This is a genomic window from Xanthobacter luteus, assembly GCF_040049235.1.
Taxonomy (GTDB): domain Bacteria; phylum Pseudomonadota; class Alphaproteobacteria; order Rhizobiales; family Xanthobacteraceae; genus Xanthobacter.
The window spans coordinates 656,711-680,649 of the sequence record NZ_JBDZDO010000001.1; the positions used below are offsets into that span (position 1 = coordinate 656,711).

19 protein-coding genes and 1 tRNA gene are annotated in these 23,939 nt (G+C 69.5%); 13 read left to right on the forward strand and 7 right to left on the reverse strand.

Annotation, left to right across the window (positions count from 1 at the left end; genetic code table 11):
• Positions 1–69 precede the first annotated feature (69 nt).
• The 9 genes from ABLE88_RS03240 to ABLE88_RS03280 all read left to right on the forward strand — a co-directional run bounded on the left by ABLE88_RS03240 (position 70) and on the right by ABLE88_RS03280 (position 10,381).
• Complete coding sequence (locus ABLE88_RS03240) at positions 70–1,539, forward strand: aldehyde dehydrogenase family protein (protein WP_348830021.1); 1,470 nt, start codon at positions 70–72, stop codon at positions 1,537–1,539.
• A gap of 8 nt (positions 1,540–1,547) precedes the next feature.
• On the forward strand, positions 1,548–3,218 hold the full coding sequence (locus ABLE88_RS03245; protein ID WP_348830023.1) for a thiamine pyrophosphate-binding protein: 1,671 nt from the start codon (positions 1,548–1,550) through the stop codon (positions 3,216–3,218).
• 252 nt (positions 3,219–3,470) lie between these two features.
• Positions 3,471–4,430, forward strand: coding sequence for a LysR substrate-binding domain-containing protein (locus ABLE88_RS03250; RefSeq protein WP_348830025.1), 960 nt, complete (start codon positions 3,471–3,473; stop codon positions 4,428–4,430).
• 212 nt (positions 4,431–4,642) lie between these two features.
• On the forward strand, positions 4,643–5,377 hold the full coding sequence (locus ABLE88_RS03255; protein WP_348830027.1) for a GntR family transcriptional regulator: 735 nt from the start codon (positions 4,643–4,645) through the stop codon (positions 5,375–5,377).
• A gap of 27 nt (positions 5,378–5,404) precedes the next feature.
• Positions 5,405–6,610 carry a CaiB/BaiF CoA transferase family protein gene (locus ABLE88_RS03260; RefSeq protein WP_348830029.1) on the forward strand — a complete coding sequence of 402 codons (1,206 nt, stop codon included), beginning with the start codon at positions 5,405–5,407 and terminating at the stop codon, positions 6,608–6,610.
• 74 nt (positions 6,611–6,684) lie between these two features.
• Positions 6,685–7,689, forward strand: a complete 1,005-nt coding sequence (gene dctP, locus ABLE88_RS03265; RefSeq protein ID WP_348830030.1) for a TRAP transporter substrate-binding protein DctP — start codon at positions 6,685–6,687, stop codon at positions 7,687–7,689.
• Positions 7,690–7,752: 63 nt separating this feature from the next.
• Entirely contained in the window at positions 7,753–8,286 is a 534-nt protein-coding gene (locus tag ABLE88_RS03270; RefSeq protein WP_348830032.1) for a TRAP transporter small permease subunit, read from the forward strand.
• Positions 8,283–9,593 (forward strand): TRAP transporter large permease, encoded by a 1,311-nt coding sequence (locus ABLE88_RS03275; RefSeq protein WP_348830033.1) that lies wholly within the window; start codon positions 8,283–8,285, stop codon positions 9,591–9,593. Before ABLE88_RS03270 ends, ABLE88_RS03275 begins: the two co-directional genes overlap by 4 nt.
• A complete protein-coding gene (locus ABLE88_RS03280; protein WP_348830035.1) occupies positions 9,590–10,381 on the forward strand; it encodes an enoyl-CoA hydratase/isomerase family protein in 792 nt (263 codons plus the stop codon). The genes ABLE88_RS03275 and ABLE88_RS03280 overlap by 4 nt, the downstream gene beginning before the upstream one ends.
• A gap of 206 nt (positions 10,382–10,587) precedes the next feature.
• Here the strand turns inward: ABLE88_RS03280 and ABLE88_RS03285 are convergent, their stop codons facing one another.
• Complete coding sequence (locus tag ABLE88_RS03285; RefSeq protein WP_348830036.1) at positions 10,588–11,634, reverse strand: glycosyltransferase; 1,047 nt, start codon at positions 11,632–11,634, stop codon at positions 10,588–10,590.
• Positions 11,635–12,078: 444 nt separating this feature from the next.
• Between ABLE88_RS03285 and gmd the strand changes: the two genes are divergently transcribed.
• Entirely contained in the window at positions 12,079–13,098 is a 1,020-nt protein-coding gene (gene gmd, locus ABLE88_RS03290; protein ID WP_348831071.1) for a GDP-mannose 4,6-dehydratase, read from the forward strand.
• 510 nt (positions 13,099–13,608) lie between these two features.
• Here the strand turns inward: gmd and ABLE88_RS03295 are convergent.
• Complete coding sequence (locus tag ABLE88_RS03295; protein WP_348830037.1) at positions 13,609–14,343, reverse strand: GntR family transcriptional regulator; 735 nt, start codon at positions 14,341–14,343, stop codon at positions 13,609–13,611.
• A gap of 239 nt (positions 14,344–14,582) precedes the next feature.
• Between ABLE88_RS03295 and ABLE88_RS03300 the strand changes: the two genes are divergently transcribed.
• Positions 14,583–15,395 (forward strand): maleate cis-trans isomerase family protein, encoded by an 813-nt coding sequence (locus ABLE88_RS03300; protein WP_348830038.1) that lies wholly within the window; start codon positions 14,583–14,585, stop codon positions 15,393–15,395.
• A 92-nt stretch (positions 15,396–15,487) separates the two neighbouring features.
• On the forward strand, positions 15,488–16,474 hold the full coding sequence (locus ABLE88_RS03305; RefSeq protein ID WP_348830039.1) for a Bug family tripartite tricarboxylate transporter substrate binding protein: 987 nt from the start codon (positions 15,488–15,490) through the stop codon (positions 16,472–16,474).
• Between the two features lie 300 nt (positions 16,475–16,774).
• Here the strand turns inward: ABLE88_RS03305 and ABLE88_RS03310 are convergent, their stop codons facing one another.
• Positions 16,775–17,899: an MFS transporter gene (locus ABLE88_RS03310; protein WP_348830040.1), complete on the reverse strand. Its 1,125-nt coding sequence runs from the start codon at positions 17,897–17,899 to the stop codon at positions 16,775–16,777.
• Positions 17,900–18,080: 181 nt separating this feature from the next.
• Between ABLE88_RS03310 and ABLE88_RS03315 the strand changes: the two genes are divergently transcribed.
• Entirely contained in the window at positions 18,081–18,983 is a 903-nt protein-coding gene (locus ABLE88_RS03315) for a LysR substrate-binding domain-containing protein (RefSeq protein ID WP_348830041.1), read from the forward strand.
• A gap of 215 nt (positions 18,984–19,198) precedes the next feature.
• On the opposite strand, the gene ABLE88_RS03320 is transcribed toward ABLE88_RS03315, so the two are convergent.
• From ABLE88_RS03320 to ABLE88_RS03335, 4 genes are all read right to left on the reverse strand, one after another.
• Positions 19,199–19,275: transfer RNA gene (locus tag ABLE88_RS03320), tRNA-Pro, on the reverse strand.
• 138 nt (positions 19,276–19,413) lie between these two features.
• The gene (locus ABLE88_RS03325) at positions 19,414–20,880 is read right to left on the reverse strand and encodes an O-antigen ligase family protein (protein WP_348830042.1); all 1,467 of its coding nucleotides are present in this window, start codon (positions 20,878–20,880) and stop codon (positions 19,414–19,416) included.
• Between the two features lie 39 nt (positions 20,881–20,919).
• Positions 20,920–21,597 carry a hypothetical protein gene (locus ABLE88_RS03330; RefSeq protein WP_348830043.1) on the reverse strand — a complete coding sequence of 226 codons (678 nt, stop codon included), beginning with the start codon at positions 21,595–21,597 and terminating at the stop codon, positions 20,920–20,922.
• Positions 21,598–21,718: 121 nt separating this feature from the next.
• Entirely contained in the window at positions 21,719–23,911 is a 2,193-nt protein-coding gene (locus ABLE88_RS03335; RefSeq protein WP_348830044.1) for a Wzz/FepE/Etk N-terminal domain-containing protein, read from the reverse strand.
• Between the last annotated feature and the right edge of the window lie 28 nt (positions 23,912–23,939).

The following is a 23,939-nucleotide window of genomic DNA, read 5'->3' on the forward strand; positions in this document are numbered from 1 at the left end:
GAGGCCGCCACCGCCAAGACTCCCCGACGCGATTTCACGAGAACAACAAGAATCCAGGAGGCGCCGCCCATGAGCCAGCTCGATCCGGTTCCCTGCTTCATCGGCGGGCGCGCCGCGCCGCTCGGCGCCGCCTTCGAGAAGCACGACCCTGCCACCGGCCGGCCCGCGGCTTTGGTGGCGGAGGCGGACGAGGCGGTGGTGGACGCCGCCGTCGCGGCCGCCCGCGGCGCGCTGCGCGGCCCCTGGGGCCGCACCACGCTCGACCAGCGCCTCGCCTTCCTGGAAACGCTCGCCGCGCACATGGAGGCGAACCTTCCCGCCATCGTGGCGCAGGAGATCGCCGACACCGGCAAGCCGGTGACGGTGACGACCAACGTCGAGATCCCCCGGGCCATCGCCAATCTGCGCGCCTTCGCCCAGATCGCCCGCGCGGAGCGGCAAGAGACGTTCGAGACCCCCGTCGCCGGCGGGCGGGCGCGCAACACCGTGCTGCGCCACCGGGTCGGCGTGATCGGCATCGTCGCGCCCTGGAACCTGCCGCTGCTGCTGCTCACCTGGAAGGTGGCGCCGGCGCTGGCGTGCGGCAACGCCATCGTGGTGAAGCCGTCCGAGCATTCGCCGCGCACCGCCGTGATGCTGGCACGCATGGCGAGCGCCTGCGGCCTGCCGGACGGCGTGCTCAACGTGGTGCACGGCCACGGCGCGGGCGCGGCCGGCGCCTTCCTCGTCTCCCATCCCGGCGTCGATGCCATCACCTTCACCGGCGAGACCCGCACCGGCGAGGCCATCATGCGCGCGGCCGCCGCCGGCCCGCGTCCGGTCTCGCTGGAGCTCGGCGGCAAGAACCCGGCGCTGATCTTCGCCGATAGCGACGTCGAGGCCGCCGTCGCCGGCACCGCCCGCTCCATGTTCGACAATTGCGGCCAGGTGTGCCTCACCACCGAGCGCGTGTTCGTCCAGCGGCCGATCTTCGAGCGATTCGCCGCCGGCCTGGTGGCCGCCGCCGCGGCGCTGAGGCCGGGCGATCCGCGCGCGCCGCAGACCACGCTCGGCCCCGCCATCAGCGCGGTCCAGCGGGAGAAGGTCCTCGGCCTCTACGCGCGCGCCAAAGCGGACGGCGCGCAGGTGCTCGCCGGCGGCGGCGCGCTCGACATGCCGGCCCCCTTCGCGGACGGCTACTGGGTCGCGCCCACGCTCTGGGCCGGCCTGCCGGACGATGCGGAAATCTGCCGCCGCGAGGTGTTCGGCCCGTGCGCCCACCTCAGCGTGTTCGACGAGGAGGACGAGGTGGTCGCCCGCGCCAACGGCTCCGAATTCGGCCTCGCGGCCACCGTTTGGAGCGCCGATCCCGCGCGCGTGGAACGGGTCGCCGCCGGGCTCGAGAGCGGCACGGTGTGGGCCAATTGCTGGCGCGTGCGCGACGAGCGCGCGCCCTTCGGCGGCTTCAAGCGCTCCGGCATCGGCCGCGAGGGCGGGGCGCGCTCGCTCGATTTCTATTCCGAGCTGAAGACGGTGTGCGTCTTCGAGCCGGCGGCGTGAGGGCGGCCATGACGTGCTCGCCGGCCCCCTCCTCCGCCCCCCTGCGCGCGGGCGGCGCGATCCTGGTGGACGCGCTGCGCATCCACGGCGCGGACCGCATCTTCGGCGTGCCGGGGGAAAGCGCGCTGCCGGTGTTCGACGCCTTGCGCGACGGCGCGCGCGGCGTGCGCTTCATCGTCTGCCGCCACGAAGCCAATGCCGCCCACATGGCGGAGGCCGACGGCAAGCTCACCGGGCGCCCCGGCGTGTGCATCGTCAGCCGCGGTCCCGGCGCCATGCATGCGGCGGTGGGGGTCCATACGGCGTTCCAGGATTCGACCCCCTTCATCCTCATCATCGGCCAGGTGCCGCAGGCGCACCGGGGCCGGGAGGCGTTCCAGGAGATCGACTACAGCCGGACCTTCGCCGACATGGCGAAATGGGCCGCCGACATTCCGCGCGCCGACGCGATCCCGGAATATCTCAGCCGCGCCTTCCATGTCGCCACCCACGGCCGGCCCGGCCCGGTGGTGCTCTCGGTGGGCGAGGACGTGCTGAGCGAGATGAGCGCGGTCGCCGACGCGCCGGCCTTCAAGACGGTTGCCGCCGTGCCGGCGCCGGCCGACATGGCGCGGGTGCGCGAGAGGCTGCAGGCGGCCGCGCGGCCGCTGCTGATCGTCGGCGGCAGCGGCTGGACCGCCGAGGCCTCCGCCGACATCACCGGGTTCGCCCTCGCCAACAATCTGCCGGTGGTGGCGGGCTTCCGCGCCCAGGACATCGTCTCCAACGACGCGCCGGTCTATGTGGGCGACCTCAGCCTCGGCTCCAGCCGCGCCTTGACCCAAAGGGTGAAAGACGCCGACCTGCTGCTCGTCCTCGGCGATCGCATCGGCGAGGTGACCAGCAAGGCGTATGACGCGCTGAAAGTGCCGGACCCGGACCAGGCGCTGATCCACGTCTTCCCGGGCGCCGAGGAGCTGGGGCGGGTCTACAATGCCGACCTGCCCATCCTCGCGGCGCCGCCGGAATTCGCCGCCGCCCTCCGGGACATGGCGCCGCTCGACCCGGCGCGCTGGGCGCCCTGGCGCGCGGAATGCCGCGCCGCCTACGAGGCCTATCAGGTGCCGCCGGAAAAGACCGCCGGCTTCGACTATGCCAAGGTGATCCAGCACCTGCGGGCGGCGCTGCCGGACGACGCCATCGTCACCAACGGCGCCGGCAACTACACCATCTGGCTGCACCGCTTCTTCCGCTATCGCACGTTCCGCACCCAGCTCGCCCCCAAGTCCGGCTGCATGGGCTACGGCCTGCCGGCGGCCATCGCCGCCAAGCTGCGCCATCCCGGGCGCACCGTGGTCGCGCTCGCCGGCGACGGCTGCTTCCAGATGGCTTCGCCCGACTTCGCCACCGCCGTGCACCACAAGCTGGCGATCGTGGTGATCGTGGTGAACAATGCCACCTACGGCTCCATCCGCGCCCACCAGGAGCGGCAGTTTCCCGGCCGCGAGAGCGGCACGCGCCTCACCAATCCGAGCTTCGCGGAGCTTGCCCGCGCTTACGGCGCCCACGGCGAGCGCGTGGAGGCGGACGCCGACTTCCCCGCCGCGCTGGAGCGGGCGCTTGCGGCCGGCGGGCCGGCGCTGATCGAGATCCTGCTGCCGCCGAGCCAGCTCACGCCCGATCTCGTCATCGGCGCCTGAGGGCCCGCGCCCGGCCGCGCCGGGCGGCCTTTGCCCCGGTCCCCGCCCACCCGCTATGCTGTGCGCTCCGGCCGGCGGTCGGGCGCCCTGGCGCGCCCTCCGCCGCCGCAGCCTGCGCGCCGGCGCCCCCATGGGGCGCCGCGCCGGGATCGCGGAACAAGCGGCAGCCCGTCCCGCCTTGCTCTTTCGGGGGCGGCGCCCGGCGAAGCCGCCTGCCGGGAACGCCGGGATCGGGAGCGCAGACGGATGGCCATGAGCGAGACAAAGCCGCGCCCCCCGGGCGACGAGGCGCCCCCCTTCCGGCTCCAGGGCCGCCCGCTCATGCGCACCCGCCTGCCCTCCACCATGAGCCTCATCGTGTTCGAGGCGGTCGCGCGTCACCTCAGCTTCACCCGGGCGGGGATCGAGCTCAGCCTCAGCCAGACGGCGGTGAGCCATCAGATCCGCAAGATGGAGGAGATGCTGGGGGTCAAACTGTTCGACCGCACCGGCAACAACGTGAAACTGACGGACGTCGCCGCGGAATACCTGCAGACCGTGCGCCAGTCTTTGGTCAGCCTTTCGGCGGCCACCGACCGCGCGGCCGAGAGCAACAACGAGAACGTCCTCACCATCCAGTGCCTCGGCACCTTCGCCATCAAGCGGCTGATCCCGACCTTGCCGCGCTTTCGCGCGCAATATCCCGCCATCGCGCTCAAGCTGATGACGGTGCAGTCCTTTCAGCCGTTCGGGCCGCACGGCTTCGACGTCGGCATCTGGCACGGCGACGGCGACTGGCCGGCGCTGAACGCGCAGAAGATCGGCGAGGAGGAGATCTTCCCGGTCTGCAGCGCCGCTCTGCGCGACGCCGAGCGCCTGCGCAGTCCCGCCGACCTCGCCGGCAAGACCATCATCCGCACCGTCTCCACCATCCTGTCGGACGAATGGCCGTTCTGGCTCGACCATGCGGGCATCTCGGAGATCGCCTTCGGGCTCGAATTCACCAGCGACTATCTCGTCACCTCCATGCAGGCGGCCACCGACGGCCTCGGCATCGCCCTCGGCCGCTCGACGGTGGTCGCCGACGATCTGCGGTCCGGCCGGCTGGTGGCGCCGTTCGCGCTCCGGGCGCCGTCGAAGGCGGCCTATTATTTGGTCTCGCCGCCCGGCGCCGCCAAGCTGCGCAAGACCCAGCTGTTCCGCGACTGGTTCCTGGAGCAGCTCGCCGACTGAGCAGGCGCCCCACCCACGCCCCCTCGCGATGTCCCCGCGCGCCCCGCGCGGGCGGCTGCGGTCGCCGCGACGGGACTGCAAAGGGCCGTGAATCTCAGCAAAATCATATGCTTGACTAAAATGAGAATGACAAAACTCGGATATAATATTTTTTTTCGCTTGATTGGCACATTCCTTCGGTCCACGATCTGGTGAAGCAAAGGGAGGCGCCCATGAGCAAGCGGCCGACAAAGGCCGCGCCGGTGGCGAAAGAGGACAAGCCCGCCAAGACCGGCGGGAGCCATGCGGACGCGATCTACCGTTATCTGGAGCAGGAAATCGTCTCCGGGCGCCTCGAGCCCGGCGCGAAGCTCGACGACGTCGCGCTGGCGACGCGATTCGGCGTGTCGAAGACGCCGATCCGCGAGGCGATCCTGCAATTGGTCGCCATCGATTTCGTCCAGGTGCGCCAGCGCGTCGGCGCCATCGTCGCGCCGCTCTCGCTCCAGCGCATGGTGCAGATGTTCGAGGTGATGGCGACGCTCGAAGGCATGTGCGCCGGCCTCGCCGCGGCCCGCATGACCAGCGCCGAGCGCGAATTGCTGGAGCACGCCCTCGGCTGCTGCCGCCGCCTCAGCCAAGACGAGGGCCCGGACGCCAGCAAGGACTATACCGAGGCCAACTTCAACTTCCACGAAATCATCTATCGCGGCAGCCACAACGACTATCTGTGCGAGCAGGCGAGCCACCTGCGCAAGCGCCTCGCGCCCTACCGGCGCTTCTGGCTCACCACCCCCTCGCGCATGCGCAAGTCCTGCGCCGAGCACGCGCAGGTGGCGACCGCGATCCTCGCCTGCGACGAGGCGGAGGCGGAGCGCGCCATGAAGGGGCACCTGACGATGCAGACCGACCTCGTCTCCATCCTGCTGGAGCAGCTGCCCGCCTCCTACCTCACCGTCGTCAAATAATCCCATCCTTCAGGTGACGCCTTGAGCATGTCCGCGCCCGCCGCCGCCCTCCCGCTCGCCGGCATGAGGGTCCTCGACCTCACCCGCGCCCTCGCGGGACCATTCTGCACCATGATCCTCGCCGACCTCGGCGCCGACGTGATCAAGGTGGAGCCGTCCCCCGCCGGCGACATGAGCCGCGCCTGGGGCCCCTTCGATCATGGCGAGAGCGTCTATTACCTCTCCGCGAACCGCAACAAGCGCGCCATCGGCGTCGAGTTCCGCACCGACGTCGGGCGCGCTCTGCTGCGCCGGATGGCGCTCGCCAGCGATGTGGTGGTGGAGAACTTCAAGCCCGGCACGCTCAAGGCCATCGGCCTCGACCCGGCCGCGCTGCGGGGCGAGAAGCCGGACCTCATCGTCGCCAGCATCAGCGGCTTCGGCCCGGACGGCCCGCTCGGCGACCGGCCCGGCTTCGACCAGATCGCCCAAGGCTATTCCGGGCTCATGAGCATCACCGGCATGCCCGGCGCGCCACCGACCCGGGTCGGCACCGCCATCGGCGACCTGACCGCCGGCATGTGGACCGTCATCGGCATTCTTGCCGCCTGGATCGAGCGTGGCCGCACGGGCCAGGGGCAGGCCGTGGAGACCTCGCTGCTGGGCAGCCTCATCGGGCTCCTGAGCGTCCAGGGCCAGCGCTATCTGAGCGTCGGCGAAGTGCCCGGGCCGTCCGGCTCCGCCCACCCGGTGATCGCGCCCTACGGCGTGTTCCGGGCCGGCGACGGCGACCTCAATATCGGCGCCGCCACCCAGGAGATGTGGCTGCGCCTGTGCGACATCATCGGCGCCCCCGAGCTGAAGAGCGACCCGCGCTTCCGCGACAATGCCGGGCGCATGACGAACCGGGACGCCCTCGAGCGTCTGATCGATGAGAAGCTCGCCTCGGGCTCCCGCCACCATTGGACCGAGCTGCTGGTGGCGGCGGGCATTCCCGCCGGCCCGATCAACGACATGGAAGGCGTGTTCGCCGAGCCGCAGGTGGCGCACGCGCGCCTCGTGGAGACGGTGGAGCACCCCGACATCGGGCCGCTGCGCCAGGTGGTGAGCCCGGTCGGCCTGGCCGCGCTCGCCGGCCGCTGCGTGCGCAGCGCCCCGCCGCGCTTCGGCGAGCACACCGACGCGGTGCTCAAGGAATTCGGCCTCTCGGCGGCCGAGATCGAGGACCTGCGCCTTGGCAAGGCCATCGCCTGACCGGCGCGGCCACACCGACGACTTGAAGAAGCGGACCCGCGCGAAGAACCGGGTCGATGAAGGAGGAGACGCCAATGAAGACCACGTTCCGGGCGGCAGCCATCGCCCTTGCCATGGCCGCCGGAGCAACCACCGCCTCGGCGCAGAGCGTCGAGCTGAAGCTCACCCACCAGTGGAAGCAGGGCACCGACGGGCGCGACCGCGCCGCGCGGGAGTTCGTGAAGGAGGTGCAGAAGCGCGACCCCTCCATCAAGTTCCGCATCTATCCCGGCTCCTCGCTGATCTCGAACCCGATCCAGCAGGTGGACGCGCTCCAGCAGGGCACCATCGAGATGTCGGTGTTCCCGCTGATCTACGGTGTCGGCAAGGTGCCGGAATTTTCCGCCACCATCCTGCCCGGCGCGGTGGGCAACGTCGCCAATGCCGCCAAGCTCAAGGGCGGCGCGTTCCACCAGAAGGTCCAGGAGGTGGCGGAGGCCAACGGCCTGCACATCCTCACCTGGTGGTGGACCGAGGGCGGCTTCGCCAACCGGGTGCGGCCGATCACCGGGCCGGACTCGGTGAAGGGCCTCAAGATGCGCGGCGCCGACAAGACCGTCGACCTGATGCTCGCCGCCGCCGGCGCCTCGGTGTTCTCCATGCCCTCCACCGAGCTCTACAACGCGGTGCAGACCGGCGTGCTCGACGGGCTCATGACCTCGTTCGAGACCCTGCTCTCCACGCGGCTCTACGAGCAGACCAAGTACGCCACCATCGGCGGCGACTATTCGGTGTTCATGGTGCTCCAGCCGCTGGTGATCTCCAAGTCCGCCTGGGACAAGCTGACCCCGGCCCAGCAGAAGGCGTTCGACGAGGCGGCCGCCATCACCGACGCCTCGTTCCTCGCCGAGCAGCTGGAGGTGGGCCAGAAGACCGTCGACACCTTCAAGAAGGCCGGGGCGGAGGTGCGCCAGATGACCAAGTCCGAATACGACGCCTGGATCGCGATCGCCCAGAAGACCTCCTGGACCGCGTTCGAGGCCGTGAGCCCGCGCGCCAAGGAACTCGTCGCCATCCTGCGCGCGCAGATCAAGAACTGACGTTGCCGCGCCCGGCCGGCCCCGCCTGCGTGCGGGACCGGCCGGGCGCGGGAGGGGATTGCCATGGAAAAATTCGCTCGTCTGGTGGACACCGCAGGAACCGTGATGGCGGGCGGCGCCGCGCTGTGCCTGCTCGGCGCCATCCTGGCGGTCTCCTGGATGGTGTTCTGGCGCGCCATCGGCGGCGTCAACAGCTGGGAGCTGGAGACCAGCATCTATCTGGCGGTGGCGGCGGTGTTCCTCGCCTCGCCCTTCACGCTGCGCACCAACGGCCACATCGGCATGGAGCTGCTGGACGCGACCCTGTCGGACGCCGCCCGCCGCCGGCTGGCGCTGGCGGGCAACCTGCTCGGCCTCGTGGTGTGCGCCTATCTCGCTTATGTGGGCCTGGAGCTGACGCTGCGCGCCTACGCCTCGGGCGAGAAGGTGCTCGGCGTGTGGACCCCCTATCTGTGGCCCAAATACGCCACCATGCCGCTCGGCCTCGGCGTGACGGCCCTGCAATACATCGTCGCCATCGACCGGCTGCGCCGCCCCGGCCGAGCCGCAGCACCGGTCGCCGCCGAACCCGCCCAGGCCAGGGGAGACGCCTCGTGAGCGAGCTGGAAATCGGCGCCCTGCTGCTGGTCGCCACCATCGTCGTTTTGTGCTCGGGCGTGTCCATCGCCTTCGGCCTCGCCGCGGTCGCCATCGCCTTCCTGGCGATCTTCGGCGGGCCGGACGCGCTGAAGGCGATCCCCGAGACCTTCATGTCGGAGCTGTCCTCCTTCGCGCTGCTCACGGTGCCCATGTTCGTGGTGCTGGGCGCGGCCATCGGCCTGTCGCGGGCCGGGACCGACCTCTATGAGAGCCTGCACCGCTGGCTCTACCGCATGCCCGGCGGCCTCGTGATCGCCAACATCTTCGCCTGCGGCCTGTTCTCCGCTTTGTGCGGATCGAGCCCGGCGACCGCCGCCGCCATCGGCAAGGTGGGCATCCCGGAGATGCTGCGCCGGGGCGTGCCGCGCGCGCTCGCCGCCGGCTCCATCGCCGCCGGCGGCACGCTCGGCATCCTCATCCCGCCCTCCATCACCTTCATCATCTACGGGCTGGTGACGGAAACCTCGATCGCCCGCCTGTTCCTGGCCGGCGTGGTTCCCGGCATCCTGCTGGTGCTGATCTTCTCCGCTTATGCCTGGCTCGCGAGCTGGCACGCCGCGCGCGGCGTGCCACTGACCGAGCATTTCTCGCTGAAGGAGAAGATGGAGGGCATCGCCCGCGTGCTGCCGTTCCTCGGCATCATCGTCGCGGTCACGGTGTTCATGTATGGCGGCATCGCCACGCCGTCCGAGGTGGCGGGGGTGGCGGCCTTGATGGCCCTGGTGATGGTGGCCGTGGTCTACCGCACGCGCCTGCCGCAGCTGTGGCTCATCCTCGTCAGCTCCACCCGCGAGACCTCGATGATCTTGATGATCATCGCCGCCGCGGCGCTGTTCTCCTTCATGATGAGCTACCTCTACATCACCCAGACGCTGGCGGAATGGATGGTGGGGCTCGACCTCGGCAAATGGGGGCTGATCCTCGTCATCAACCTGTTCCTGCTGGTGGTGGGCTGCTTCCTGCCGCCGGTGGCCATCATCCTCATGAGCATGCCGGTGCTGGCGCCGGTGCTCGCCACCGGCGACGTGGACCTGATCTGGTTCGGCGTCATCCTCACCATCAATCTGGAGATCGGGCTGATCACGCCGCCGGTGGGCATGAACCTGTTCGTGATCCGCGGCGTGGCGCCCAGCATTCCCGCGGCTGACGTGCTGTGGGGCTCGCTGCCGTTCGTGGCGCTGATGGCGGCGTTCATCGTGCTCATGTGCGTCTTTCCCGGCATCGCCACCGGCCTGCCGGATCTTCTTCTGGGGGTCGGACGATGAACGGACAGACCGGCGCCATCCGCGTCGAAGCCGATGGCGACATCGCCCGGGTGGTGATCGACAATGCCGGGCGCTTCAACGCGCTCACCGTGGAGATGTGGGGCGCGCTCAACACCGAAGTCCGCCGGCTGGTGGCCGCCGGCGCGGCGCGCTGCATCGTCTTCGCCGGCGCCGGCGAGAGCTTCGCGGCCGGCGCCGACATCAGCGAGTTCGAGCGCGAGCGATCGAACCGCGCGCAGGTCACGCACTATCACGAGAACCACGTGCGCCCGACCCTCGAGGCCATCCTGTGCGCGCCCATGCCCACCGTGGCGATGATCCGCGGCGTGTGCATGGGCGGCGGGCTGGAGATCGCCGCCATGTGCGACATCCGCGTCGCCGCGGCCGACGCGCGCTTCGGCGTGCCGATCAACCGCATGGGCTTTCCCATGGCGCTGGGCGAGACTGAGCTCTTGTTCAAGTTCTTCGGCCGTGGCGTGGTCTCCGAGCTGCTGCTCGAAGGGCGCATCTTCGATGCCGCCGAGGCGCTGCAGCGCGGCATCGTCCAGCGTGTCGTTCCCCTGGAGGCGCTGGAGGCGGAGGCCATGGCCACCGCCGGGCGCATCGCCGCCGCCTCGCCGTTCGCGCAGCGGCGCAACAAGGAGCAGCTCCTGCGCCTGCTGCGCGACTGGTCGCCGGTGACGCTGGACGAGCGCGTCGCCCATTACGACTTCGCCGACACCCGCGACTACCGGGCCGGCTACGAGGCCTTCCTCGCCAAGCAGCGCCCCCGCTTCACCGGCACCTGAGGCAAAGCGGCGCAGGCTGCGCCTTGTCCGACCGCCCCGCCCGCCGGGCGGCCAGCGGCCGCGGGAGCAAACGCGCCCGGCTGGGCCGCGCGGCGCGCGGCTCAGCCGGGCGAACGCGGTCTCCTCCCCTGAAGACCTGCACTGGCGGCGCCGTCCTGCTGCCCCCTGCCCAGCCCGCCGCCGGCCCCCGCCGGGCGGCGCCGGTCTCAGCCGTCGGCGCCGAGCAGACTCCGGATGCGGGCGCCGACCGCCTCGGGGGAATTGTTGCGCTGGAGCAGCGCATGGCCGGCGCGCACCTTGGGCGCGATGCTTGCCGGGTCGTCATAGATCGACCGGAGGATCGCGGCGGCGTGGGCGATGTCGGGCTCGGCCCAATAGCTCCCCTCGCCGCCCGGATAGTCGCCCGCGCGCACCGCGATCTGGCGGAAGCGCACCGGAAAGCCCGTCTCCTCGGTGAGGAAATCCTGCGTGCCGCCGAAATCGGTGGCAACCACCGCCTTGCCCAGCGCGAGCGCTTCCGCGCAGCCGAGGCTGAACCCCTCCGAGCGGTGCAGCGACACGAACACGTCGCACCGCTCCATGATGGCGCCCATCTCGTCCCGGGACACGGTGCGGTCGATCACGCGCGCCCGGCGGTCCCGCGCGGCGATTCGGGCGATGGCCGCGCGCGCCTCGAAGGAGGCCGTGCCGCGCGCCTTCACCACCAGCTCCACGTCCTCGGTGCCGGCGGGAAACGCGGCGAGGAAGGCTTCGAATGCACCCTGGGGGTTCTTCCGCGCCACATACGAATCGTAGTCGAATAAGGTGAGCACCCGCAGCGGCCCGCCGGCGCGCGGCGGCGGCGGCGCGGCGGGCAGGCGAATCGCCTGCGGCACCAGATGGACCGGTCGCTTCTGCACCGACATCAGCATGTCCCGCACGAAGGTCGTGGGGGCCCAGAATGCGTCGAAGCCGTCGAACATCGCCCGCCAGCTGTCCGGCACCGTGGGCAATTCCCAGAACGTGTAGTGCACGTTCTGCTGGCCGCGGCAGGCCCGGCCGGCGAAAGCGCCGATCTCCAGGGCGCCGGACACGGTCAGGGCCAGCCGGTGGCCGCCGCTCGAAACCAGCCGCGGCCTGAGCATGCCTTCCGCCTGGCGACCCGCGAGCGGCACATTGACGAGGCTGGTGGGGATGGAAGCGGCATCGAGCGCGCTCACCAGGAGGCGCGCGGCCTCGCCAAGGCCGATCTCCGACAGCAGATAGCCGACCACATCGATCCCGAACGGCCGCGCGGCGCCCCGGCTACCATGCAACCAGCACGGCTTGGCGAGCGCCGGCGGGCAATTGGCCCGATTGCAGCGCAACGACCACAGGCCGCGGTTGATGCCGCGATCGGAGACCGAACCTGGGCCCAGGGTTATTGTCTTTGGCTCCATGTCCCCGCGCACCTGCCACCTCGGTCACCCATCGCCGGGGCCCGGGCTACCTCTTAGCGGATGAAGCCGCATTCCTCCAGACGGGATCAGCCGGCGGCCGGCCTGTCAGTCGGCACATGACGCGATCTCGGCTGGCGGGGCCGGTCCATCATGGCACGCTGACGCGCCGCCCGCGACAAGGGGAGGGAATGCCAACTTGCCGTACCGCGATAACTCTAGACAGCAGGGAACTCTACCCTTATCAAGCGCAACTACAAGCTTTAGATCGGAGTGGGGATCATTAAAATGCGTGCACTGATAACAGGGATCAGTGGGCAGGACGGTGCATATCTCGCGAAACTACTGCTGGAAAAGGGGTATCATGTCACTGGCGCGGTGCGCCGCAGTTCGCATCCCGAAACTACGCGCCTTCAAAAACTCGGCATCGCCGATGATATCGAGTATGTATATTTCGATCTAATTGAAACGAATAATATTATTCGCATCATTCGCGATTCGACCTTCGACGAAATCTATAATCTTGCCGCCCAGAGCTTCGTCGGCTCGTCGTGGGAGCAGCCGGTCTATGCTGCCGACGTGAACGGCCTCGGCGTGGTGCGCCTGCTCGATTGCATCCGCACCTTCACGCCGCAGTCGCGCTTCTACCAGGCGTCCACGTCGGAGATGTTCGGCCTCGTTCGGTCCACGCCGCAGAACGAGGACACGCCCTTCCACCCGCGCTCGCCCTACGGGGTCGCCAAGACCTACGGCCACTACATCACGGTCAACTACCGGGAATCGTTCGGCATCCACGCATCCTCGGGGATCTTGTTCAATCACGAGAGCCCGCTGCGCGGCAGCGAGTTCGTCACCCGCAAGATCACATTGGGCCTCGCCCGATTCGCCCGCGGCGAGCAGGTGCCGCTCGCGCTCGGGAATCTGGACGCCAAGCGCGACTGGGGCTTTGCCGGCGACTATGTGGAGGGCATGTGGCGCATGCTCCAGCAGGAGACGGCGGACGACTACGTGCTGGCCACCGGCGTGACCACGCCGATTCGCGACTTCGTCCGCTTCGCCGCCGAGGCGATCGGCATCGAGCTCGAATGGACCGGCACGGGAGAGGCCGAGCAGGCCTTGGAACGCAAGACCGGCAAGGTGGTGGTGCAGATCAATCCCCGGTTCTACCGCCCGGCGGAGGTGAGCCTGTTGCTCGGCGACGCCGCCAAGGCGCGCGCCAAGCTCGGCTGGGAGCCGAAGGTCGGTGTGCGGGAGCTCGCCGCGATGATGGCGCAAGCGGACTTCGACAACTGGCCGGCCTGACGGCCGCGCGTATGCGCCGGGTCGTTTTCCTGCCGCGCAAGGCTCGAGCGTCCTGACCGGAGAAACCGGAGGCGCGGGCATCGCTTCGAATCGCGTGGCGGCGCGACGGCCCGGACCCGCGCGGCGAGCACCGGCCCGCTCGCCGCCAGCAAGAGCGCGGGCTTCGGCCTGCCGCCGATGGAGGCGGCCCGGCACCGCCTGCCGATCCTCGCCCGCACCCTGCCCGTGTTCCGCGAGGTGGCGAGCCCGCATGCGGCCTATGTCGGGGCCCGGCGCCGGACGACCTCGCCCGCGCGGTGAAGGCCCGGCTCGACGCCTGGCGCCAGGACCGCGGCGTGCACGCGGAGGCGATGCCGTGGCAGACCTGACCCAGCGCGCCCGACAGCCGATGCGCGCCAAGGGGATGAGCGCCGCTCGCGCGTTCCCGAGCGCCCCGGCGAGGCCTGACCGGCCGCTCCGGCGGGGCCGGCCTCCACCTCATCAAATCGAGACCGATGGCCAGATCCGGCTCTAGGTCCCCTCCCCGGCAGGCCGCTTGCGGCGCGGCGGCCGCCGGCGCGGCGGCGGCGCGTCGGCCGCGCCGTCGTCGTGGTCGACCGCGAAGCCGGCCTCCACCACCTGCTTGCTCTTGTTCTGCAGGTGCTGCTTCAGGATGGCGCCGAGGGTCGCGCCGTCGCGGCGGACGAGTGCGTTGAGGATGCCCTCGTGCTCGCTCATGGCCTGATCCCACCGGTCAAACGGCATGGCGGCGACGAAGCGCGCGCGACGGATGCGCGCGCTCACCTGCTCGTAGAGGCCCTGCAGCACCTTGCTGCCGGAGGCCCGCACCAGCGCCTCGTGGATGCGCCGGTTCAGCGTGTAGTAAGCGGGCAAATCGCGCTTGTGGTGGTAGAGCGCCATCTCGTAGTGCAGCGCCTTGATCTCGGCGATTTCGGTATCGCTGATGCGGGCGCAGGCGAGCTCGCCGGCCAGCGCCTCCAACGCGCCCGAGACCTCGAACAATTCCTCCACGTCCTGCGTGGTGAGGCGGGTGACCCGCGCCCCCTTGTTGGGCAGCCGGCTGACATGCCCCTCGGAGGCGAGCACCTTCAGCGCCTCGCGCAGGGGCGTGCGGGAGACCTCGAACCGCTCGCATAGCTCGCGCTCGGGTATCCGGGCGCCGGGCGGCAGCTCGCCGTCCACGATCATGGCGCGCAGCCGCGCCACCAGCTCGTCGTGCAGCAAGGCATTGCCGGGCGTTCCCAAGCGTCGGTCTCCTCATTTTTCGGTTCGCCGGCGAATCTAAGCGGCATTGCATTCATTTTGAACCCTCGCGGCAGGCCGGCGCCACAGGCAACGCGCCCCCAGCGGCACAGGGGCACGGCCGGATCATTTATGAATTCATTTTGGCAATTTTGGCTTGCCTGCAGGGCGAGCATTGCCTATTGCTACGGAAAATGAATTCCTTTTGTGTGTACCGGCTGAACGGACAAGGGAGGACATTCGTGACCACAGCCACGGCCCTGAAGGGCGGAGCGGACCTCAACACCAACATTCGCCTCGATGACGAGCGGTTTCCCGACGCCATCGGATGGCGCGCGAAATTCGGCGTGCTCACCCCCGCGCCCAACACGGTGGTGGAAAATGAATTCCATGAGATGGCGCCGACCGGCGTCGTCAATGTGGTGAACCGCTATTACGTGCCCAACCAGAAGGTGCGTTCCGACGACGACTGGCGCCTCATCATGGCCCACACCCGCCGCAACGTGGCGGACGCCGTCGAGGCCCTGGTGCAGGCCCAGATGGACCATCTCATCATGGGCATGTCCTCGGAGAGCTTCATGGGCGGCGTCGAGGGCAGCATGGCCCTGCGCAAGGAGCTCAAGGACCGCGCGGGCTGCGACGTCACGGTGGGCGCCGAGGCGGCGGAGCGGGCCTTCGAGGTGGTCGGCGCCCGGCGCATCGCGCTGCTCACGCCCTATTACCCGGTGATCGACCAGAATGCGGTGCGCTACTTCACCGAGAAGGGCTACGAGGTGGTGGCGGTGGAAGGGCTCAAGTGCAAGAGCATCATCCATGTGGGCGCGCAGCGCGCCGACACGCTCATCCCGGCGGTGAAGACGCTGGCCGCGGCCAAGCCCGACGCCATCATCCAGCTCGGCACCAATCTGCGCTTCGCGCGCATCGCCGACGAGGCGGAGCGCTGGCTCGGCTTGCCGGTCTTCTCGGTCGGCACGGCGATCTATTGGACCGCCTTGCGCAAGCTCGGCATCACCGACCGCTTCGCCGGCTTCGGCCGCCTGTTCGAACACCACTGAGCCAAGCCACGGCGCCGAGCCGGCCCGGTGCCGCCCGCCCATGCGTGCGGCGCCGAGAAGCCGGCCAACGCCAGGGACCCAAGGAGACGCCCATGCCATCGAACGCCACGCGGCGCACGGTCGTGTCGACCCTCTGCGCCGGCCTTCTTGCCCTGTGCACGCCCGCCGCCGCGCAGGAGAAGTATCCGAGCCGGCCCATCACCCTCATGGTGGGCTTCGCCCCCGGCGGCGGCACCGACATCATCGCCCGCCTGATCGCCCCGAAGCTTTCCGAAGTGCTCGGCCAGCCGGTGGTGGTGGAGAACCGATCGGGCGCCAGCGGCACCATCGCCGCCGCCGCCGTCAGCCGCGCCGCGCCCGACGGCTACACCATGCTGATGGGCCATGTGAGCTCCAACGCCATGGTGCCGGCGGTGATGCGCGTGCCCTACGATCCGCTGCGCAGCTTCACCCCCGTCGCGGTGGTGGGCACGGTGCCGCAGGTGGTGGTGGTGCCCGCCGCCTCGCCGGTGAAGACCCTTCAGGAGCTCATCGCCTTCTCCAAGAAGAGCGCGCAGAAGCCCAACTACGCCTCCTCGGGCGTCGGCACCCAGCAGCATCTGGCGGCCGAACTGTTCAAGCAGGCCACCGGCGCCGACCTGGTGCACGTGCCCTACAAGGGCAGCGGCCAGGCCATCAACGATCTGGTCGCGGGCGTGGTGGACCTCAATTTCGACACCGTGCCCACGGTGCTGCCCCACATCCGCGCCGGCACCCTGCGGCCGCTGGCGGTGACGACCAAGACCCGCGTCCCCACTTTGCCGGACGTGCCGACGGTCGCGGAGAGCGGCGTCCCGGGCTTCGACGTGGACACCTGGTACATGGTGATGGGCCCGGCCCACCTGCCCCAGCCCATCGTCGATCTGTGGTCCAATGCGGTGAAGCAGGCGCTCACGGACCCGGCGGCCCGTCAGCGCCTCACCGACCTCGGCACCGTGATCGTCGGCGGCACGCCGGCGGAAGCGGCGGCGGTGCTGGACGCCGACGTCGCCAAATGGGGCCGTGTCGTGAAGGATGCCGGCATCAAGGCGACCGATTAGCGCCGGATCTGCTCCCGAATCCTTTTCCATCGAATGGTTAGAGGGCGGCTGCGCGCCCCCGTGGAACCGCCGCGGGTCCATGGGGGCGGATCGCGCTCCGGCCCGCCGCCGGGCGGCGCCGGGCCCGCGTGACGGGGCGGGCGGGCCGGGAAGCGATGCGCTTTGCGACCTTGCTTGACGAAAGCGGCGCGCCGCGCGCACAGATCGGCCCGCTCCGGGGCGGTGCCGGGAAGGCACGGCCCATCGTCAGAGATCGTGCAAAGCCTGCAACGCATGGCTCTGCCGGAGACGGGCCCCCGCTCAACGCCGCATCAGTTTCGGCCCGAGGGCCAGTGCGAGCGGAAGATTGGCCAAGGCGGTGGCCGCCGTCGCGAAGGTCGCGACGACCGGGCCGGCCTGGTCCCCGAGCGCGCCGAACAGCAACGGCGACAGCGCCCCCGACCCGATCACGGCGGTGTAGAAGATGGCGAAAGCCCGCTCGGTGCGCTCGGGCGGCGACAGCTCGGGTACCGTGCCGTAGAGCACCGACGAGGTGCCGTTCAGCGTCAGGCCGAGCAGCGGCAGGATGAATAGCAGCGGCAGCAATGGCAGGACGGCGGCGAGCGCGATGAGCAACGCCGTGAGTCCCTCCGTGCATAGGGTGACGCCAACGACGCCCCAGCGTTGAGCGAGCCAACCGCAGGCGAGCTTGCCAGCGGCGCCGCCCAGAAAGACGAGGGCAAGGGCGGTCCCGACGAGCGGCTGCGAAGCGCCTTTCAGCAGCAGGAGAAACGGCAGGAAGGTCAGGAACCCCATTCGCGTGCCGGTATCGATAACCCCGATCGCCAGCAGCAACGGGAAGCCGTGTCCGCCGCGGGCCGGCGCGCGCGCGGCGGCGCGCGGCGCCGGCGCTGGATGGATCTTCGGCAGCGACAGGGCGATGATGGCGGCCACGGCGATCCCCGCCAGGGCCAGCAGCCACAATGCGGACCGCCAGGGCGTCACCGTCAGGCCGAAGGAGAGCGCGGCCGGGATGACGGCCTTGCCGAGATCGCCGCTGAAATTATAGGTGCCAAGCGGCCCGCGGGCCGCGGAACCGTAGGCACGCGAGACCGCGCTGGAAGCGATGGGATGCTGGACGCTGGAGCCGGCACCGCAGACGAACAGCGCGGCGCACAGCCCCATCGCGCCGCCGCTGAAGCCGGCCAGAACGTAGCCGGCCGCGGCGAGCAGGGTGCCGAAGATCAGGACCGCCCGCCCGCCGAGGTGACCGGCGAGCCAGCTCGCGGGCATCTGCAGCGCGGCCATGGCGCCGGCATAGAGGCCGCGCAGCAGCGCGAGAGCAGCATAATCGAGCCCGAACTCGGCGCGCCACACCGGCAACAGGACATAGATGGCGTCGGTGTAGCCGTCGTGCAGGGCATGGGCGAGGCCGGAAAGGACCAAGGTCCGCCGGCCAGTATCGGGCGCCCCGGTCAGGGCCGGCGATGTGGTGGAACGACGGGCGTTGGGCGAATTTGTCACGCCGGAACTTTGCGCTTGCGCGAAAGCTGCACGCAAACGACAAATTAAGATGCCTGATGTCAGAAAAAATCACATGATAGACAGACCGTCAAAGAGTCGGCCCGTGCCGCCTCTCAATGCCATCCGTGCGTTTGAGGCGGCCGCGCGCCGGTCGAGCTTCAAGGACGCCGCGGCCGAACTCGGCGTCACCCATGGCGCCGTCAGCCGGCAGGTCCGGCTCCTGGAGGAATGGCTCGGTCCCCCGCCGCTGTTTCGGCGTCTGAGCCACGGCGTCGCCCTGACCGCGGAGGGCCGAGCGCTACGCGCGGAGATTCAGCCCGCGCTCGAGCGCATCGCCCGGGCGGCGGTTCTCCATGGGCAGCCGGCCAGCGGAACCGTCCTGCTCAAGGTCAACGCGCTGGCCACTTTCAGCCTGCGCTGGTTGATCCCCAAGCTTGGCCTGCTGCGCGGGGCGCATCCCGGGATTGAGATCGAGCTGACGACCGGCCAGGAGCCTGTGGACGCGCTGGCCTGCGACTATGACCTGATCATTCGCGGCGGGCCGGACCAGTTCCATGGCTTCGAGGCCCGTTTCCTGCTGGCCGAGAGCCGGCTGCCGGCCTGCAGTCCTTCGCTGCTCCAGCGCCAGCCTCTCGACGAGGTGGGGGATCTGGCGCGGCACACCCTGCTCCACGTGACCAGCATGCCGCGGCTCTGGCGCGACTGGCTGGCGAAGGCCGGACATGGTTCGCTCGAGCCGGCGGCGACACTGACTCTGGACCACTTTTACCTGGCGATCCAGGCCGCCATCGACGGCCTCGGCGTGGCGATGGCGCCATCCGCGCTGATCGAAGACGATCTGCGGGCCGGGCGGCTGGTGGCGCCGTTTCCGCACCTCTCGCTGCCCTCGCGCAGCTATTTCGCCTACACCCCCCTCGGCTCGCCGCTGCGGGCAGCCAGCGACCGGGTTTGCAGGTGGATCGAGAGCCACGACGGCAAATCCCAAATGCAGCCCGGCGGCCAGTAGGGCACGGCCAGGGTCGGGGGCCTCGCTCAGAGGTGCGCTTCCCGGCCCAGCAAAGCCATCCGCTCCTGGCGCCTTGCAGACGAGAACCTCCGGAACCCGAGCTGCCCCGGGCTGGCGCGCTGGTTCCCTGGCGACGCGGCGGCGACAAGGTCCAACTTCACGCCCCGCCCGCATTTCCGGAAAGACAAAAAATCTTTTAAAATCAACATGTTTTATGGTCGGAGCAGCAGGATTTGAACCTGCGACCCTCTGCTCCCAAAGCAGATGCGCTACCAGGCTGCGCTATGCTCCGACACCCGCAACGGGCGCGCCGTTATGCCATCGTGCCGCCGGTAAAGGCAAGGCAGGCGAGGGCGGGCGGGCGAAGCGGCGGCGGGCGGGGCGCATCGGGGCGGTCGTGCGGGCCGGCGCGCCGGGCGGCCCACCGACATCATCCGGCCGAGGGTTCGGCGTCCGGCACGCTCGCGCGGCGACGGCGCACCCGCTCGATCGCGCCGGCATTGGCCGGCCGCAGGGCCCGGCCGACGCCGAGGCCGGCGACCGCCGCATAGATCATGAGATAGCCCGGGATCTGCAGCGTGAAATCCACCATCGAATGCAGCGCCCCGAGCAGGCCCACCAGCAGCGCGCCCATGATATAGGGGTCGTTGGGCCGCCGGATCACCCCCCGCAGCAGCAGCACCAGGCATAGGCCGAAGAACGCGAAGACCACCCCGGCCAGCGGCAGGCCGCCGACGAACGCCAGCTCGAGCGGCGTGCTGTGGCCCATGCTCCAGACCCCCTCCATCCGGATGCTCGGGTCGCGCACCACGGGAAAGACACTGGGAAAGGTTCCAAGCCCGTAGCCCAGCAGGGGATGCGCGGCGACGCCCTCGACCATCGAGCGGTAGACCGCCGCGCGTCCGGCGTCCTCGAGCCCCCTGAGGGCGAACCGTATCATCACCCCTTCGCCTGCCACCAGAAATGCCAGCGCGAAGGCGGCGAGCGCGAGCGGCGCGATGATCAGCCAGGAGCCCACCCGGCGCCGGAAGAGCGAGAGCCCGCAGAGCACGGCCAGCACCAGGACGATGGCGAGGCTGGCGCGCGACCGCGCCAGCGGGACGAGCATGGCAAGGATCAGCGCGGCGGCGACCAGCCCGCCCAGGATGCGCTTGGCCGAGGGGGTGGGCGCGAGCGCATCCAGCGAGACCAGCCGGCCGCCGGCCTGGCGCAGCGCCAGGCGCACGCGCACGAGCAGAAGCGCGAGGCACATCAGCAGGGCCGAGCCGAGATAGGTGGAGGTGGTGTTCTTGTTGAGGAAGAAGGTCGTCAGCGCGCCCGGATTGTTGGCCGGCCGCAGGGCGCCGATGTCCAGCAGGAGCGCGGCGAGGCCGATCAGCCCGCTGATGCAGGCGACGGCGATCAGCACCCGATAGACCAGCTCCGCGCGGCGCCCATCGTCGGAGAGCACCACGCCGGCGATGAACAGCAACGACGCCAGGATCGGGGGGCCCACCGCCATGAGCGGGGCGTCGCGCACGGCCGTCGACAGGGGGGGCAGATCGATGCCGATCAGGCGGCTCGCCTGGTCCCAGATGGGCAAAGGAAAAGGTCCCGGCGTCTGGGACTGCAGCACCGCGACGACGATGTAGGCCGCGGCGACCACGCCGCACGCCAGGATCACCGCCGCCGCGCCGCCGGTGACGGAGCGGTAGGACAGGAGCAGCACGCTGACGCTGGCCAAGGCACCCCAGACCACGGTCCAGATCAGGTCGTTGGAGCCGTCCGGCAGTGGGCAGAGCGCCACCGCGGCAAGGAAGAGGAGGAATCCCAGGCGATCGACGATCCCGTGCTGCTGGCGCGCATCGCCCCCTTTGGCTGCCGGCTGATCCAGATCCCGGCTATCCTGAAGCTCCATCCGCATGTTCCAGTCAGGTCCGGGGCTTGCGCGAGCCCTTCAGTTCCAGGGACGCGTGCCGCGCGCGGGGGTCAGGGGCAGATCGATGTCCTCGCCCGAGCGCCAGACCTCCGCCGCGATCTTGGTCTGCTGATCCTTGTCGCCGGTGGCGAAGATGTCGGCCAGGAAGCGTCGCTCGGCGTCCTCCAGGCGGACATAGTGGAAGGCCAGGATCCTATTGTAGCCCCCGGCCATCAGCCGCCGCACCTGGCCGGCGAGGAGGTCGCGCATCTGCGGATCGGTCATTTTGGGCAGCGCCTCCAGCAGAAGCTGCACCCGGCGGGCGATGCTCCACCCCTCGTTGGCGCCCGTCACCATCGACATGCGCACCAGCTCGGCCATGCGGGGCGTATAGTCGTTCCTGACGAACTCGGCCCACGCGAGCGCGATCCAGGCCAGCGACATGTTCGGGTCGCACGAGATGGCGTGGCGCGCGCTCTCCTCGGTCGCGTTCAGGTCCTGCTCCACCGCGTCCGCGTTGCCGAGGCTGATCTGCAGCTCCACCTGGGCGACGCGGATCACGACCTCGTTCCGCAGATCGAGGGGAACGCAAAGATTGTTCGCCCGGTTCGTCAGCAGGGTCTCCTCCAGCGACTGGAGATCTTCCTGGGAATACAACTCCCCGTCGAGAAGGGTCTGACCCACGAGGTTGACCGCGAGGCGATCGCTGTCGGCCACGGTCGGGGCGACCTGAAGGCTCCAGGTGGCCAATGCCGCCGCCAGCCCCAGACCGACCAGACGCGCGGTCAGCCCGGCGACCCACCGGCGGCGCCGCGGCGCGGCCGGTGCGCGGCTGGGCTCAGGTGTCCGCGCCATACCGCGAATGGTACTTGTAGTAGTAGTACTTGCCGCCATAGTTTTCGAGATTGCGCAGCGCGGCCAAATCGGCCTTGTTCAGCAGGCAGCCGAGCACCTTCTCGGAAATCTTCGGATTGTTGTCCAGGATGTTGCCCACCAGGTCGCGGTTCGACCGGCCCCATTCGAGGACATAGACGAAGCAATCCACCAGATGCGAGCAGGCCTGGACGTCGACCACGGGCGCCACCGGCGGAAGGTCGAGGATCAGGTAATCGACGCTGTCCTTGAGCTTCTCGATGGTGGCCGCCATCTCGGCGGAAGCCAGGATCTCGTTGGTGTGGACGATGTGGCCGGCGACCAGCGACGGGAAGAAGCGCAGGCCGGTGATGGGATCGACGTGGCTCACCTCCTCGATCGTCGCCCGCCCCACGATCAGTTCCAGCAGGCCGGCCTTGACGTTGGGCGTGATGCGGCGCGTGAGCGAGGGATTGCGCAGATCGAGGTCGACCAGCGCCGCGCGGGCGCCGCTGTGGGCGATGAGCTGCGCGAAATTGGCGGCAATGGTGGACTTGCCTTCCTTCGGCAGCGTCGAGGTGATGCCGATCACCTTGGCGCGGCCGAGAATGGAGATGTCGGCGCTCACCTTCACCGCCCGCAGGGTTTCAGTATAGCGCGAGAAGGGATCTGTCAGCACCTGGCGCAGGATGCCGGTGGCGCTGTCGAACGCGCTGCCGGTCTCCGACGTCGAGGTGACCGGCGTGGGCGCCACGCTCGCGGAGACCGTGAGCTTCGGCAGCACGCCGAGGCAGTCCAGCCCGAGATGCTGTTCCACTTCCGCCGGAGAGCGGATGGAGCGGTTCATGGACTCCCGCCAGAATGCCGCGAGCAGGCCGAACACCAGACCGAGCATGGTGCCGCCGGCGACGATCAGTCCCGACTTGGGCTCCGAGGGCGCCAACGGCCGCGAGGCTTCGGTGATCAGTCGCGCTTCGGTCAGCGGGAACGACTGCCGCTGGGTCGCCTGCATGAACCGCTGGAGGAAGTTGTCATAGAGCGCGCGATAGGATTGCGCCGTGCTCTCGAGTTCGCGCAGCTCCACCTGCTTCTGGGCGCCGAGCTTGTTCTCGGTCACCAGCTGCTCGAGGCTCTGGTTCAGGCTGTCCTCGCGCGCCTTGGCGATCTGGAAGTCGCTCTTGTAGCTTTCGGCGATGCGCGACAGCTCGGTGAAAATCGCGCGCTGGAGGCCCGCCATGTCGGAGCGCAGATTGACCACCGCCACATGGTCCTCGCCGTAGCGCTTGGTCCATTCCGCCTCGCGCTTGACGGCGTCCAGATACTGTCCGCGCAGCCGGGTGATGATGGAATTGCTCAGCACGTCGGCCACCGCCTCGTCGCTGGCCCCGAGCGCGGATCCCTGCTTGATGATCGACTGCACGCGCTCGTAGCGCGCCTGGGCCTCCGCCACCTGGGCCCGGGACTGGATGAGCTGCGAATTGACCTCCGACAGCTGCTGGTCCGAGACCAAGCCGCGACCGGTGTTGACGATGTCGTTCTTGGCCTTGAAGTCCTGCACCGCCCGGTCGGCGGCGAGCGCCTGCTCGCGCAGCTCGGCGATGCGGTCCTGCAGCCAGATGCTCGCCCGCCGGGTTGCCTGATACTTCGATTCCAGCTGATCGACGATGTAGGATTCGGCCAGCTGGTTGATGATGTCCGCCGCCTGCTGCGGGTTGGGCGACTTGTAAGAGAGCCCGATCACGAAGGACGATCCGACGCGCTGAACCTTGAGGTTGCCCTTCAGGCCGGCGATGACGCCACGCTCCAGCTCGAACTCGCCCTGCGGCACCTTCTGAAACCAGAATGGCAGGACGGCCTTCAGTACCGAAGGAACGTTGTCATTGTTGTCCCGCGCCGCCAGGCGCTGCTTCGCGGCCTCGACGAGCTTCAGCTCCTTGATGACCGCCTTGAGATTGCGTTCCGACTTCAAGATCTCGACCTGGCTGTCGAGCATGCCGGTGTCGACCACGTTGGTCCCGTCGCCGAAGTCGAGGGTGCGCGACTGCTGCGTATCGATCAGCAGCTGCCCTTCGACGACGAATTGAGGGGTGATGGACGCCGCGTAAATCGCCGACAAGCCGGCCATCGAGGCGACGATGGCGCCAATCAGCCATTTGCGCCGCCGGAGCACCGCCAACATGCCAGCAATGACCTGCTGGCCGCCGGCA